The following is a 13,079-nucleotide window of genomic DNA, read 5'->3' on the forward strand; positions in this document are numbered from 1 at the left end:
GGAGCTGGGCGTTCACCTCTGGTTCCCGACCGTCGGGTAGCTACCTGGTAGGTAGTACCCGCCGTTGCGTACTGCGCTCTATGTTCATTCTGAACCTGTATCGAGCGCATCGGAATGGGTTCAGCAGACTGCGCGCAGTTCCGTGGCCGCCAGCGGCGCGTCGGAGGTGACCAGATAGCGCTGCAGGGTCGAGCGGTCGTCGAGCACCAGCCAGTCGGCGCCGCCGCCGAGTTCGCCCCGGCGGGCCTTGGTGGTGATCCCGAATCCGGCGCCGGGGGCGGTGGACGCGCCCTCGGCCTGCGACACCGGGATCGCACCGATCTTGCGCACCGCGGCCTCGGCGACCACCGACTCGATCCGGGGGTCGACAGCGAGGGCGATCCGGTCGCCGGCGTCGGCGCCACGGGTGAGCAGCAGCCGGGCCAGGCGGTTCGCCCAACGGTCCAGATCGGCGTCGGCGAGCTGACCGGCGACCGGCGCGCCGGAGCGGCTGCGCATCGGGATGACGTTGCCGGCGGGTGCGGTGACCAGGGTGCTCATCGTGTTCCCCTTCGAAGGCTTGACGGGTGTCTGTGGGTACACCTCTAATCTCGTCTTCGGGAGGGGGATCCGACAGCAACCCCAGCGTTGATGCGCAGACTCCCAGGGGGATCGATTACCACCCCTGGGTGGGCGAACCCCGGCGGCGGCGGCCTCGTGCACGCACCGCCGACCGCCGTGGGACTCGCCTCAGCGGGCGTTTCCGCCGATGCTGAAATGCGCGCCGGTGGGGTCGATCAGGCCGGCGAGGCGGCCGTAGGGGGTGTTCATCGGTTCGAAGGCGATGGTGCCGCCGAGGGCCACCGCGTGTTCGGCGGACTTGTCGACGTCGTCGGCGCCGAAATAGACCGTCCACGAGCCGGGCACGCCCTCGGCGAGGTGACCGTTGGCGTCGAGGACGCCGCCGCCCATGGGAGGAACGGTGTGGATGGTGGTGTAGCGGAAGTCCGCGGTGTCCGCGATCGTCAGGGTGTCGCGCCAGCCGAAGACGTCGCGGTAGAAGACCAGCGACTCGTCGTAGGCGCGGGTCATCAGCTCGAACCAGGACGGGACGCCGACGTGGTCGGTCCAGGTCCCGTCCGCGACGATGCCGACCGCGTCGAAGCCGGCGAAGGTATCGGCCTGCCAGACGCCGACACCGATTCCGCCGACATCGGCCAGTACCGCCATCGCACCGAGATCGGCGATCGCCATCGGCTCGACGATCACATTGCCGCCCGCCGCGCTCGCCGCGGCTGTCGTGGCCAGGGCATCGGGGGAGTTCAGATAGACGGTCCAGCGGTCCGGATACGGGTCGCCGGGATCGTCGTGGCGGCCCATCGCACCCGCCACCGCCCGCCCGTCCTTGCGCAAGGTGGTGTAGCCGCCGAATTCCTCGCCGCCGCGTTCGGCGGTCCAGCCGAACAACTCGCCGTAGAAGGCGATCGCGCGGTCGAGATCGGTCGTGTAGAGGTCGACCCAGGTGGGATCGCCGGGTTTCGGGCTGAACGACATGACTTCTCCTCGGCTGAAGGGGTAGCGCGTCAGAGACGCTGGCATGTTCGCGCGTCGGCATCGATCATGACGCGCCGACCGCCGAAAAGTCATCGCCGACAACCGTTGCACCCACGCGACCTGCGGAGGAAGATCGGGATCGCGAACTACGGCGCGCCGAATACGACACAGAGTAGGACCCGCGCGGAATGCTGCGGCAGCACGGTTTACGATTCACTCCAACGCATGTCTGCTGCTGTCCGTCATGGAGGCGCGGCCGGCTCTGCGAGTGACGTACAGGCATCTTCAGGAGGATCAGTGACTGCGGTAGAGCCCAGGCCAGTCCCTCAGTTGGAAGCGACTCGACCGTATCCGGCCCGGACCGGTCCGAAGGGCTCGTTCCTCTACAAGGCGGTCACCACCACCGACCCCAAGGTGCTCGGCACCATGTACTTGGTGACGGCGATCAGCTTCTTCCTGGTCGGTGGACTCATGGCGCTGCTGATGCGCGCCGAGTTGGCCCGTCCGGGTCTGCAGTTCCTTTCGCCCGAACAGTTCAACCAGCTGTTCACCATGCACGGCACGATCATGCTGCTGTTCTACGCGACGGCGATCGTGTTCGGCTTCGCCAACATCATCCTGCCGCTGCAGATCGGCGCCCCCGACGTCGCCTTCCCGCGACTGAACGCGTTCAGCTACTGGCTGTACCTGTTCGGTGGCTCGATGGCGACCGCGGGTTTCGTGACCCCCGGCGGCGCGGCGGACTTCGGCTGGACGGCGTACGTGCCGCTCACCGACATCCTGCACTCGCCCGGTGTCGGCACCGACCTGTGGATCCTGGGTCTGGCCGTGTCGGGTCTGGGCACCATCCTCGGTGGCGTCAACATGCTCACCACCGTGGTCTGCCTGCGCGCACCCGGTATGACCATGTTCCGCATGCCGATCTTCACCTGGAACATCGCGGTGACCTCGGTCCTGGTGCTGCTGGCCTTCCCGCTGCTCACCGCGGCGCTGTTCGGTCTGGCCTACGACCGCCACCTGGGCGGCCACATCTACGACCCGGCCACCGGCGGCATCCTGCTCTACCAGCACCTGTTCTGGTTCTTCGGTCACCCCGAGGTCTACATCATCGCGCTGCCGTTCTTCGGCATCGTGTCGGAGATCTTCCCGGTGTTCAGCCGTAAACCGATCTTCGGTTACACCACGCTGGTCTACGCGACGCTGGGTATCGCGGCGCTGTCGATCGCGGTGTGGGCGCACCACATGTACGCCACCGGCGCCGTGCTGCTGCCGTACTTCTCCTTCATGACCTTCCTCATCGCGGTCCCGACCGGTGTGAAGTTCTTCAACTGGATCGGCACCATGTGGCGCGGTCAGCTGACGTTCGAGACACCGATGCTGTGGTCGATCGGCTTCCTGGTGACCTTCCTCTTCGGTGGTCTGTCGGGCGTCATCCTGGCCTCGCCGCCGCTGGACTTCCACGTCACCGACTCGTACTTCGTCGTCGCGCACTTCCACTACGTGCTCTTCGGCACCATCGTGTTCGCGACCTTCGCGGGTATCTACTTCTGGTTCCCGAAGATCACCGGCCGCATGATGGACGAGCGTCTGGGCAAGTGGCACTTCTGGACCACCTTCGTCGGCTTCCACACCACCTTCCTCGTTCAGCACTGGCTGGGCGCCGAGGGCATGCCGCGTCGCTACGCCGACTACCTGCCGTCCGACGGTTTCACCACGCTGAACACGATCTCCACGATCGGTGCGTTCATCCTGGGCTCGTCGATGCTGCCGTTCATCTGGAACGTCTTCAAGAGCTACCGCTACGGCGAGGTCGTCACGGTCGACGACCCGTGGGGCTACGGCAACTCCCTCGAGTGGGCCACCACCTGCCCGCCGCCGCGCCACAACTTCTACGAGCTGCCGCGGATCCGGTCCGAGCGCCCGGCGTTCGAGCTGCACTACCCGCACATGGTCGAGCGCATGAAGGCCGAGGCGCACGTCGGCTGGGGCTCGGGTAAGCACAGCACGCACGTGTCCGAAGGCGCGCTCGCGAAGAAGTAGGACACCACCGAACGACAGGGTGTGCACCTGCTGGGTGACCAGCGGGTGCACACTCTTTTTGTGGGTAATCGAACGGAGCAGATCGACTTGGCCGACACCACAGTTCTCGTGACCGTCACCGGCCCCGACCGACCAGGCGTCACCTCGGTGCTGCTGGCGACGTTGTCCCGGCATCAGGTGAGCTTGCTGGACGTGGAGCAGGTGGTCATCAGGGGTCGACTCACCCTCGGGGTGCTGGTGTCGTGCCCCAACGACCCCGAGGCGTTGCAGGACGAGCTCGAAGAGGCGATGAACACCGTCGGCATGCAGGTCGACGTGTCGGTCGACGCGCAGATCGGCAAGCCGCCGATGTCCACGCACGCGGTCGTGGTGCTCGGCGCCCCGGTCACCGCGAAGGCGTTCAGCGCCATCTCGCGTGAACTCGCCACCGGTGGCGCCAATATCGACTCCATCCGTGGCATCGCCGACTACCCGGTGACCGGGATGGAACTGATGGTCACCGCGACCGACACCAGCGACGAAGGCGACGCGCGGCTGCGCACCGCACTGGCCGAGGTGGCCGTCGCCGAACAGGTCGACATCGCGGTGGAACGGGCCGGGCTGGCCCGCCGGGCCAAGCGCCTGATCGTGTTCGACGTCGACTCCACTCTGATCACGGGCGAAGTGATCGAGATGCTGGCCGCGCACGCCGGCGTCGAAGACCAGGTCCGCGAGGTCACCGAGGCCGCGATGCGCGGCGAGCTCGACTTCGCCGAATCGCTGCGGCAGCGCGTGGCCACCCTCGAGGGCCTCGACGAGTCGGTGATCGAGGAGGTCGCCGACCGGATCGAGCTCACCCCGGGCGCGCGCACCACGATTCGCACCCTGCGCAGGCTCGGCTTCCGCTGCGGTGTGGTCTCCGGTGGGTTCCGGCAGGTGATCGAGCCGCTCGCACACGAGCTGGAGCTCGATTTCGTGCAGGCCAACACCCTGGAGATCATCGACGGCAAGCTCACCGGGCGGGTCGTCGGCGAGATCGTCGACCGGGCGTTCAAGGCGACCGCGCTGCGCAAGTTCGCGGCCGAGGCGGGGGTGCCGATGGAGCAGACCGTCGCGGTCGGTGACGGCGCCAACGACATCGACATGCTCAACGCGGCCGGGCTCGGCGTGGCCTTCAACGCCAAGCCCGCGCTGCGCGAGGTGGCCGACACGGCGCTGTCGCACCCCTACCTGGACGCGGTGCTGTTCATCCTCGGCGTCACCCGCGACGAGGTGGAAGCGGCCGACGCGCGTGACGGTGGCGTACGACGGGTTCCGCTGCTCGGCCGGTAGCGTCACGCGGAATCGCGACCTCACCGACGTAGAGTGACCGCACAGGCACGTCGTCACCGCTCGTCACCGGGAGGTTGTTGTGCGCAGGTCATTTCTCGTCCTGGTCGCCCTGGCGGGGCTCGGCGGATCGACCGCCGGATGCGGTGGCGACAAGACCGAACCGTATGACGTCACCCTCCAGCCGACCGCCGTTGCGCAGTCCGCGGCCGATCCGCTGACGATCGAGCTGTTCGCCAACGGCAGCACGGTGGTGGCCACGGTGGGCCAGCGCCTGCTGGTACGTCTGCCGCGGGATCCCGCGTCGACCGGCGAGTGGGGGATGGTCAACGCCGAGAAGGGCATCCTGATCGCCGACGGTGGGCCGACCAGCGAGGGCAACGCCACGGTGTGGCCGTTCCGGGCGATCGAGCGGGGGGTGACCTCGCTGCAGTTCACGTACGGGCCGGCCAGCGAACCATCGATCGGCCCCGAGCCGACCTTCATGGTGGATGTCCGGGTGAGCTGAGCCGGGTCGGCGCGCGGCCACGCTCGCCTCCGGGAAAGGCCCGGAAGGCCACGCGCCCGCGCTATTAGGCTGGCGGGCGGACTGGTGTCGATCGAACGGGTGTTGTGGCATGGGTAGTGGGTTGGAAACCGAGGAGCAGGCCGAGGCCCCGGTCCGCGACGAGGCGGCCGAATTCGCCGCTCGGCACGCGGAATTGGCGCAGGGCTACGGCGGCGGCGACGACCCCGACGACCCGGCGATGGTGCAGGCGATGCAGATGGTGCTGCACATCCCCAAGGCTGACCCGCCCGCCCGCAGCGCACTGCTGGAAGCGGCCGCCGCCGCGGCGGTCGCGGTGTGCCTCGACCCGCGTTCGGGACCCGGCGGGGAGTGGGAGCCGCGGTACCTCGCGTGGAAGCGGTCGCGGATCAGGAAGGTCGCCCGGCGGGCGCGGGGTGCGCAGTGGGTGGCCGCGGGAGACGTCGACGGGGTGACGGTCGAGGTCGACGGCGCGCAGGCTCGTGCGTTCGTTCCCGGCCCGGTCGGGGAGATCGATCAGCGCATCCGCAAACTCCAGATCGGCGGTACCGATCTCGACCACGACGAGCCGGGCCCGGCGGATCCGGCATCGCCGGTGCTGTGGGTGAACGCGGCGCTGGAGATGTCGGTGGGCAAGGCAGCGGCGCAGGTCGGGCACGCGAGCATGCTGCTGGCGGGTGCGTTGCCCGTGGACGCGGCGGCCGCGTGGGCGGCCCGCGGATTCCGCTGCGCGGTGCGCGACGCCGGCGAACAGCAGTGGGCGGGGTTGGTGGACGAGGTGACGGCGGGTCGTGCGGTGGCTGTGCGCGATGCCGGTTTCACCGAGGTGGCGCCCGGTTCGATGACGGTGATCGCGGTGCCGCCACGGGAGTGATCGCCGCGACACGCGCGACGCGAATCCGGCGGTTGGGTTGCGGTTTTCGCGACTCGCCGCGATAACGCGGTGTGGCGGCAGCGCCTCGCGGGTATACGTAACCGACAGCCGTGCACGTCGAGGTACAGGGAGGTTCCGCGATGATGACGACGATTGTGGTGATCCTGATCGTCTGGGTTGTGCTGTCGGTGCCGGTCTCCTTCGTCGCCGCGCGGATGTTGCGCAGCGAGGTTCGCAGCACGGGTGACCCGTCGACGACCAGGATCGACGAATCTCGCACGGGCCGGTCGCTGCGCTGAGAGCCCGCGTGGGCCAAGATGGAGCGCGTGTCGCAACCCGATCCCGATCTGCTCATCGACTTCTCCGATGTGACCATCCGTCGCTCGGGCCGAACCCTCGTCGGCCCGGTCTCCTGGCAAGTAGAGCTCGACGAACGCTGGGTGGTGCTCGGCCCGAACGGCGCGGGCAAGACCTCGCTGCTGAGAATGGCCGCCGCCGAACTCCATCCGACCTCCGGTCACGCGAATCTGTTGGGGGAGACGCTCGGTCGCGTCGACGTCAGCGAATTGCGGCCACGTATCGGACTGTCCTCGGCGGCGGTGGCCAGCCGCATCCCGGTGGACGAGAAGGTCAGTGACCTGGTGGTCTCGGCCGGCTACGCGGTGCTCGGCCGCTGGCGCGAGCGCTACGAGGACATCGACACCGAACGCGCGGTCGACATGCTGGAAACACTCGGCGCCGAGCACCTTTCCGACCGCACCTACGGCACCCTGTCCGAAGGCGAACGCAAGCGGGTGCTCATCGCGCGCGCCCTGATGACCGATCCGGAACTGCTGCTGCTCGACGAACCGGCCGCGGGCCTCGACCTGGGCGGGCGGGAGGAACTCGTCGAACGTCTCGGCGATCTCGCCGCCGACCCCGACGCGCCCGCGATGGTGCTGGTGACCCATCACGTCGAGGAGATCCCGCCCGGCTTCACTCACGCGCTGCTGCTCAAGGAGGGGGAGGTGGTCGGCCAAGGTCTCCTGGGCGATGTCCTCACCGCCGAGAATCTGAGCAACGCTTTCAGCCAGTCGATCGCGCTCGACCGGGTCGACGGGCGGTGGTTCGCGCGGCGGGCTCGTCGTTCGGGCGGGCACCGGCGCCGCAACTGAGCGCCGGCTCGCCGCGCTGACTCGCGGGCGCCGATTACGCGCACCGGCGCCCGGGCTGACCTGGCTGGGCGTCCGGTCGCCGGGAATCCCGGCTCACGGTCGACCAAGCGGGCGTTAGGGTGCTGAGAGGGCTGCGCTCGAAGGAGACAGCCGGTCCGGTCGGTAGATCGGTGGTCGCCGGGCGTGTGGCTCGGTGGTGGAGAGGAACGATATGAGTGAGTCCGGGGTCTCCGTGCGGGACGCGTCGACCGTGATGCTGGTGCGCGACGGCGAGGCGGGTATCGAGGTGTTCCTGCAGCGTCGGGTCAAGGCGATGGCGTTCGCGGCCGGGGTGACAGTGTTCCCCGGCGGTGGCGTCGACGCCGCCGACGGCACGGCCGACATCGCCTGGACCGGCCCCGAACCCGCCTGGTGGGCCGAGCGTTTCGCCACCGACGAACAGACCGCGCAGGCGCTCGTCGCCGCGGCCGTGCGGGAAACGTTCGAGGAATGTGGCGTGCTGCTGGCCGGACCGACCGCGGATTCGGTAGTCGACGACTCGGCGCGCTATCGCGCGGCCCGCGGCAAGCTCGAGCGCCGCGAATTGTCGCTCGCCGATTTCCTCGCGGCCGAGGGCCTGGTGTTACGCGCCGACCTGCTCCGCCCGTGGTCGAACTGGATCACGCCGGAGGCCGAACCCCGCCGCTATGACACCCGCTTCTTCGTCGCGGTGCTCCCGCAGGGCCAGATCGCCGACGGTGCCACCTCCGAGGCCGCTCAGGTGGCCTGGCGGACACCGCAGGACGCCCTGGCGAGCTGGCGGGCAGGCGAACACGTGCTGATGCCACCGACGTGGTCGCAGCTCGACGCCCTGTGCGGGTTCGCCGACACCGCGGCCGCGCTGGCCGCCGACCGCGTCGTCGAGCCGATCATGCCGAAGTACTCGCCGGGGGCGGGCGGGCGTCCGCTGTCGGACTTCCCCGACAACGAACGGTATTTCGACGAGCTGCCGCAATTGGGTGCACTCGGCGGCCGGTAGGTTGCTCCCATGGCCGAATTCGTGACCCTCGAGCTGCCCGCCGAGCCGACCACCCGTGGCGTCGCGCTGTTGCGCATCGATCGTCCGCCGCTGAACCTTGTCGACGCCCAGCTGGCCCGTGAGGTGGCGGTCGCGGCGGCCGTGGTGGCCGAGCATCCCGGGGTCTCGGCCCTGATCGTCTACGGCGACGAGCGGGTGTTCAGCGCGGGCGACGAGATGGCGGAGCTGGCCGAGCTCGACGCCGGGCAGGCCGCCGCCATGGCCGCCGATCTCCAGGCCGCACTCGGCTGCCTCTCGCGGGTTCCGCAGCCGACGGTCGCCGCGATCACCGGCTACTGCCTCGGCGCCGGCCTCGAACTCGCGCTGGGCGCCGACCACCGGATCGTCGGCGACAACGTGAAACTCGGTCTGCCGCAGATCAAAGCGGGCCTGATTCCCCTGTCCGGCATCCGAAGGCTCTCGCTGCTCATCGGCGCGAGCCGGGCCAAGGATCTCGTCTACACCGGTCGTTTCGTCGGCGCCGAAGAAGCCGAGAAGCTCGGCTTGGTCGATGAGGTCGTCGCGCCCGACGATGTCCTCACCGCGGCGCGCGCGTGGGCCGCTCAGTTCGTCACCGCCGCACCCCGCGCCCTCGCCGCAGCCAAGGCGGTTTTCGAGTCCGGGCCGCACGGTCACGCCACCGCTGTCACCGAATGGTCGGCCCTGTTCGACACCGACGACGCCCGCACCGGCACCCGTACCTTCGCCGCGGAAGGACCGAACGCCGCGACCTTCACTGGTCGCTAGCAACACCGCCGGAACCTGGGTTAACTTCGTGCGGGCCGGTGTTGCGAGAACCCGGGTAACCTCCCAGCCATCCCGCGCTGGGGCGGTGCGAACCGGCTGTCCGGTCCGATGGCGGCTCGCGCTCGCGGGAGCCCGGCGGCCGGTCGTGGGTGCAGGAAAGAGCAGTCTCTTGTCCCAGCAGCGGCGTGCCCGGGCGCACATATTAGGCTGGCCTGCATGACGGTCCATCCCGACGACCCGGCGCCGAACCCCCACGCCACCGCGGCCCAGGTCGAAGCAGCGCGCAAAGACACCAAACTCGCCCAGGTCCTGTACCACGACTGGGAAGCGGAGACCTACGACGACAAGTGGTCGATCTCCTATGACGAACGCTGTATCGCGTATGCGCGCGGCCGGTTCGACCTCGCCGTAGGCCCCGCTCCGCTGCCGTACGAGCGTGCGCTCGAGCTGGGCTGTGGCACCGGATTCTTCCTGCTCAACCTGATGCAGGGTGGCGTCGCCAAGTCGGGTTCGGTCACCGACCTCTCGCCCGGCATGGTGAAGGTCGCGCTGCGCAACGCCGAGCACCTCGGCCTCGATGTCGACGGGCGCGTCGCCGACGCCGAGACCATCCCGTACGACGACGACACCTTCGACCTGGTGTGTGGCCACGCCGTGCTGCACCACATCCCCGACGTGGAACTGGCGCTCAAGGAGTGCCTGCGCGTGCTCAAGCCGGGCGGGCGCTTCGTGTTCGCCGGTGAACCCACCACCATCGGCAACATCTACGCCCGTCGCCTCGGCCAGGCCACCTGGAAGGTGACCACCGAGATCACCAAGCTGCCGTTCCTGTCGGGCTGGCGTCGTCCGCAGACCGAACTGGACGAGTCGTCTCGCGCCGCCGCGCTCGAGGCCGTCGTCGACCTGCACACCTTCGACCCGAGCGATCTCGAGAAGATGGCGAAGTCGGCCGGTGCCGTCGATGTGAAGGCCACCACCGAGGAACTCGCCGCCGCCCTGTGGGGCTGGCCGGTGCGCACCTTCGAGGCCGCAGTCCCCGACGAGAAGCTGACCATGCCCTACCGCCTGGCGCAGTACCGCGCGTGGCTGGGTCTGAGCTGGCTGGACGAGAACGTGCTGCGCAAGGTCGTGCCGCGCGAGTTCTTCTACAACGCGATGATCACCGGCGTGAAGCCGGGCGCGGCGCAGAAGTAGGTGGGCTATCGCTTCGGCCGCGACGATGTCGCCTATCTCGGCAGCGCGGCAGGCCGTGCCGCGCTCGCCGAGGTCGACCGGCTGGAGCTGACGACCGCGACGCACCTGCGCGATATCGAGCAGGTGCGTCGTTCGCACGGTGCACTCGCGCCCGCCTTGATCGAGACGGTGCGGTTGCGCCGTAAGGCCGTGGTGAAACTGCCCACGGCAGGGGAGTGGCTGTTCACCGACGACGCGCTGCAACAGGCGACGCCCGCGCTCGTCGCCCGGCATCGGGCGACCCGCCTGGCCGGCCGCGCGGTGCACGACGTGACCTGCTCGATCGGCGCGGAACTGTCCGAGCTGGCCGCGGCTTGTCCGGCGGTGGTCGGTAGCGATCTCGACGATGTCCGCCTGGCCATGGCCGCCCACAATCTCGGGGTGGGGCCGGTATCGGCGGTGGATCGCGGCCCGGCGATCAGTGCGGATGCCGCCCCGGCAGCGACTGGTAGCCGAAACATCGTGTTGGCCAAGGCCGATGCTCTCGTGCCGACCACGCGCGATACCGTGATCATCGCCGATCCGGCTCGCCGGGCCGACGGCCGTCGCACCTACGATCCCGCGAAACTCCAACCCCCACTTCCGGATCTGCTCACCGCCTACGCGGGCCGCGATATCGCCGTGAAGTCCGCACCCGGCCTGGATTTCGACCGCCTAGGCTGGGACGGCGAGGTGGAGATCGTCTCCCTCGACGGCGCCGTCCGCGAAGCCTGCCTCTGGTCGCCCGGCCTCACCGAACCCGGCGTCACCCGCCGCGCCACCGTCCTGAATTCCCACGGCGGTGCGACCACGCTCACCGACGCCGCCTCCGACGACATCCCCGACCGCGCCCCCGGCGACTGGATCATCGACCCCGACGGCGCCGTCGTCCGCGCGGGCCTGGTCCGTCACTACGCCGCGAAACACGGCCTCTGGCAACTGGACCCACAGATCGCCTATCTCACCGGCGACACGGTCCCCGCGGGTATGCGGGGCTTCCGCATCGAGGACCGTTTCGAACTCCGCGAGAAGACCCTCCGCCAGGAATTGAACCGCCGTGACTGCGGCTCCCTGGAAATCCTCATCCGCGGCGTCGACGTCGACCCCGATGGACTTCGCAAGAAGCTCAAGCAGCGCGGCTCGACGCCGTACACCCTGGTGATCACCCGCATCGGCCGCGCTGGCGTCGTCTTCCTCTGCCGAGCGGTCGCTCCCACCCGCTGACAACGCACCTATGGCCGGCCGCACCTGGTCACAGGTCAGGCTTCCATCTTCTTCACCACGCGCTGCACCGTGAGCCAGGTGCGGGTGGTGATGTCCTTGCCGTAGATCTTCTCCAGGCGGGCCATGAAGTCAGGGGTCGCGCCGGTGCTGTTGTCGATGACGGTGAGGAAGGCGCGGGCCTTGCGGTCGTAGCCGATGACGCGGGTGAGGGGGTCGTCGTCGAAGGTCTTGGTGTCGGCTTCGCGCATCGTCGTCTTGAAGAAGGTGACGGTGAGATAGGAGCCGCGTTCGTGGGGGAGACCTTCGAAGGGGTCGCGGTCGAGGAGCGCGCGCAGTTCGGGACGGCTGCGGATGATGGTGCCGCCCGGGATGCCGAGTTCGGCGTTGAGTGCCTGCTGGATGCGATCTTCCAGGTCGGCGGGGTCGTCCGCGGTGCGGAAGACGACATTGCCGCTCGTGAGTACCGACGCGACCTTCTCGAAGCCCAGCCCCTCGAACACACCGCGCAACTTCTCGTTGCGCATGTTCGGGTTGGTCGGCATGATCCCCCGCAGCAGCGCCGCATAGCTCTCCACGTCGCTGACCGTACCGACCCTCACCGACAGAAACCATCGCATCCGGCGGCCGTGTCAGCGAAGCACCCGGGAGTCAGGACTGAGCGGCGGCGTTCTTCTTGCGTTCGATGTCGGCCAGCGCCGCCATGTAGGCCTCGCGCTCCTCGGCACTGGCATCCCAGGCGACCTTGCGGTTCTTCACGACCTTGGCGGGAGCGCCGACCGCGATGCTGTAGTCGGGGACATCGCCACGCACCACCGCGTGCGCGCCCAGCACGCAACCGCGGCCGACCCGGGTGTCACGCAGGACGGTCACCTTCGCCGCGATCCAGGTATCGGGGCCGATCCGCACGGGACTCTTCACGATGCCCTGATCCTTGATGGGCATGTTGATGTCGTCCATGCGGTGGTCGAAGTCGCAGATGTAGCACCAGTCGGCGACCAGGGTCGACTCACCGATCTCGATGTCGAGGTAGGTGTTGACGACGTTGTCCTTGCCGAACACCACCTTGTCGCCGATCCGCAGCGAGCCCTCGTGGCAGCGCAGGGCGTTGCCGTCGCCGATGTGCACCCAGCGGCCGATCTCCATGCGCGCGAGTTCCGGGGTCGCGTGGATTTCCACATTGCGGCCGAGGAACACCATTCCGCGCAGCACGATATGCGGGTTGGCCAGGCGGAACTTGGCCAGCCGGTAGTAACGCACCAGGTACCACGGGGTGTAGGCGCGGTTGGCGAGCACCCAGCGCAGCGAATCCCTGGTCAGAAATCGGGCCTGCTGCGGATCGCGGCGGCGTGATCCACGCCAGCGCGCGCTCAGCGGCGCGCCCCACATGCTCGTCACGAACTACTC

At 68.8% G+C, this 13,079-nt stretch carries 14 protein-coding genes; 10 read left to right on the forward strand and 4 right to left on the reverse strand.

From position 1 onward, the window contains the following. Positions 1-120: 120 nt before the first annotated feature. Positions 121-540, reverse strand: coding sequence for an AMP-binding protein (locus tag ACWDXS_RS10750; protein ID WP_379312008.1), 420 nt, complete (start codon positions 538-540; stop codon positions 121-123). Positions 541-729: 189 nt separating this feature from the next. Beyond that, positions 730-1,533 (reverse strand): VOC family protein, encoded by an 804-nt coding sequence (locus ACWDXS_RS10755; RefSeq protein ID WP_379312007.1) that lies wholly within the window; start codon positions 1,531-1,533, stop codon positions 730-732. Between the two features lie 297 nt (positions 1,534-1,830). Here ACWDXS_RS10755 and ctaD point away from each other — a divergent pair, with 297 nt between their 5' ends. The 10 genes from ctaD to ACWDXS_RS10805 all read left to right on the forward strand — a co-directional run bounded on the left by ctaD (position 1,831) and on the right by ACWDXS_RS10805 (position 11,675). After that, positions 1,831-3,573: an aa3-type cytochrome oxidase subunit I gene (ctaD, locus tag ACWDXS_RS10760; RefSeq protein ID WP_378991529.1), complete on the forward strand. Its 1,743-nt coding sequence runs from the start codon at positions 1,831-1,833 to the stop codon at positions 3,571-3,573. An 81-nt stretch (positions 3,574-3,654) separates the two neighbouring features. Continuing rightward, complete coding sequence (serB, locus tag ACWDXS_RS10765; RefSeq protein WP_378991635.1) at positions 3,655-4,884, forward strand: phosphoserine phosphatase SerB; 1,230 nt, start codon at positions 3,655-3,657, stop codon at positions 4,882-4,884. Between the two features lie 79 nt (positions 4,885-4,963). Further along, positions 4,964-5,389 (forward strand): hypothetical protein, encoded by a 426-nt coding sequence (locus tag ACWDXS_RS10770; protein WP_387447208.1) that lies wholly within the window; start codon positions 4,964-4,966, stop codon positions 5,387-5,389. A gap of 109 nt (positions 5,390-5,498) precedes the next feature. After that, the gene (locus ACWDXS_RS10775; protein ID WP_449964380.1) at positions 5,499-6,281 is read left to right on the forward strand and encodes a peptidyl-tRNA hydrolase; all 783 of its coding nucleotides are present in this window, start codon (positions 5,499-5,501) and stop codon (positions 6,279-6,281) included. 140 nt (positions 6,282-6,421) lie between these two features. Then, positions 6,422-6,580 (forward strand): hypothetical protein, encoded by a 159-nt coding sequence (locus ACWDXS_RS10780; RefSeq protein ID WP_378991535.1) that lies wholly within the window; start codon positions 6,422-6,424, stop codon positions 6,578-6,580. Positions 6,581-6,598: 18 nt separating this feature from the next. After that, the gene (locus ACWDXS_RS10785) at positions 6,599-7,435 is read left to right on the forward strand and encodes an ABC transporter ATP-binding protein (protein ID WP_379312003.1); all 837 of its coding nucleotides are present in this window, start codon (positions 6,599-6,601) and stop codon (positions 7,433-7,435) included. A gap of 211 nt (positions 7,436-7,646) precedes the next feature. Continuing rightward, positions 7,647-8,453: an NUDIX hydrolase gene (locus ACWDXS_RS10790; RefSeq protein ID WP_378991538.1), complete on the forward strand. Its 807-nt coding sequence runs from the start codon at positions 7,647-7,649 to the stop codon at positions 8,451-8,453. Between the two features lie 9 nt (positions 8,454-8,462). Continuing rightward, positions 8,463-9,239, forward strand: coding sequence for an enoyl-CoA hydratase-related protein (locus ACWDXS_RS10795; protein WP_449964385.1), 777 nt, complete (start codon positions 8,463-8,465; stop codon positions 9,237-9,239). Positions 9,240-9,455: 216 nt separating this feature from the next. After that, on the forward strand, positions 9,456-10,433 hold the full coding sequence (locus ACWDXS_RS10800; RefSeq protein WP_101466273.1) for a class I SAM-dependent methyltransferase: 978 nt from the start codon (positions 9,456-9,458) through the stop codon (positions 10,431-10,433). Next, positions 10,434-11,675 (forward strand): THUMP-like domain-containing protein, encoded by a 1,242-nt coding sequence (locus ACWDXS_RS10805; protein WP_449964388.1) that lies wholly within the window; start codon positions 10,434-10,436, stop codon positions 11,673-11,675. A 35-nt stretch (positions 11,676-11,710) separates the two neighbouring features. Here ACWDXS_RS10805 and ACWDXS_RS10810 read toward each other — a convergent pair whose 3' ends face one another. Next, a complete protein-coding gene (locus tag ACWDXS_RS10810) occupies positions 11,711-12,250 on the reverse strand; it encodes a DUF1697 domain-containing protein (protein ID WP_378991542.1) in 540 nt (179 codons plus the stop codon). A gap of 73 nt (positions 12,251-12,323) precedes the next feature. Then, positions 12,324-13,070 carry an acyltransferase gene (locus tag ACWDXS_RS10815; RefSeq protein WP_378633250.1) on the reverse strand — a complete coding sequence of 249 codons (747 nt, stop codon included), beginning with the start codon at positions 13,068-13,070 and terminating at the stop codon, positions 12,324-12,326. Between the last annotated feature and the right edge of the window lie 9 nt (positions 13,071-13,079).

The sequence above is a fragment of the Nocardia sp. NPDC003183 genome, assembly GCF_053590715.1.

Coding starts and splice junctions, on each gene's coding strand:
- ACWDXS_RS10750 (WP_379312008.1), bottom strand. CDS start 540: ATGAGCACCCTGGTCACCGCACCCGCCGGCAACGTCATCCCGATGCGC.
- ACWDXS_RS10780 (WP_378991535.1), top strand. CDS start 6,422: ATGATGACGACGATTGTGGTGATCCTGATCGTCTGGGTTGTGCTGTCG.
- ACWDXS_RS10795 (WP_449964385.1), top strand. CDS start 8,463: ATGGCCGAATTCGTGACCCTCGAGCTGCCCGCCGAGCCGACCACCCGT.
- ACWDXS_RS10755 (WP_379312007.1), bottom strand. CDS start 1,533: ATGTCGTTCAGCCCGAAACCCGGCGATCCCACCTGGGTCGACCTCTAC.
- ACWDXS_RS10785 (WP_379312003.1), top strand. CDS start 6,599: ATGGAGCGCGTGTCGCAACCCGATCCCGATCTGCTCATCGACTTCTCC.
- ACWDXS_RS10800 (WP_101466273.1), top strand. CDS start 9,456: ATGACGGTCCATCCCGACGACCCGGCGCCGAACCCCCACGCCACCGCG.
- ACWDXS_RS10775 (WP_449964380.1), top strand. CDS start 5,499: ATGGGTAGTGGGTTGGAAACCGAGGAGCAGGCCGAGGCCCCGGTCCGC.
- ACWDXS_RS10790 (WP_378991538.1), top strand. CDS start 7,647: ATGAGTGAGTCCGGGGTCTCCGTGCGGGACGCGTCGACCGTGATGCTG.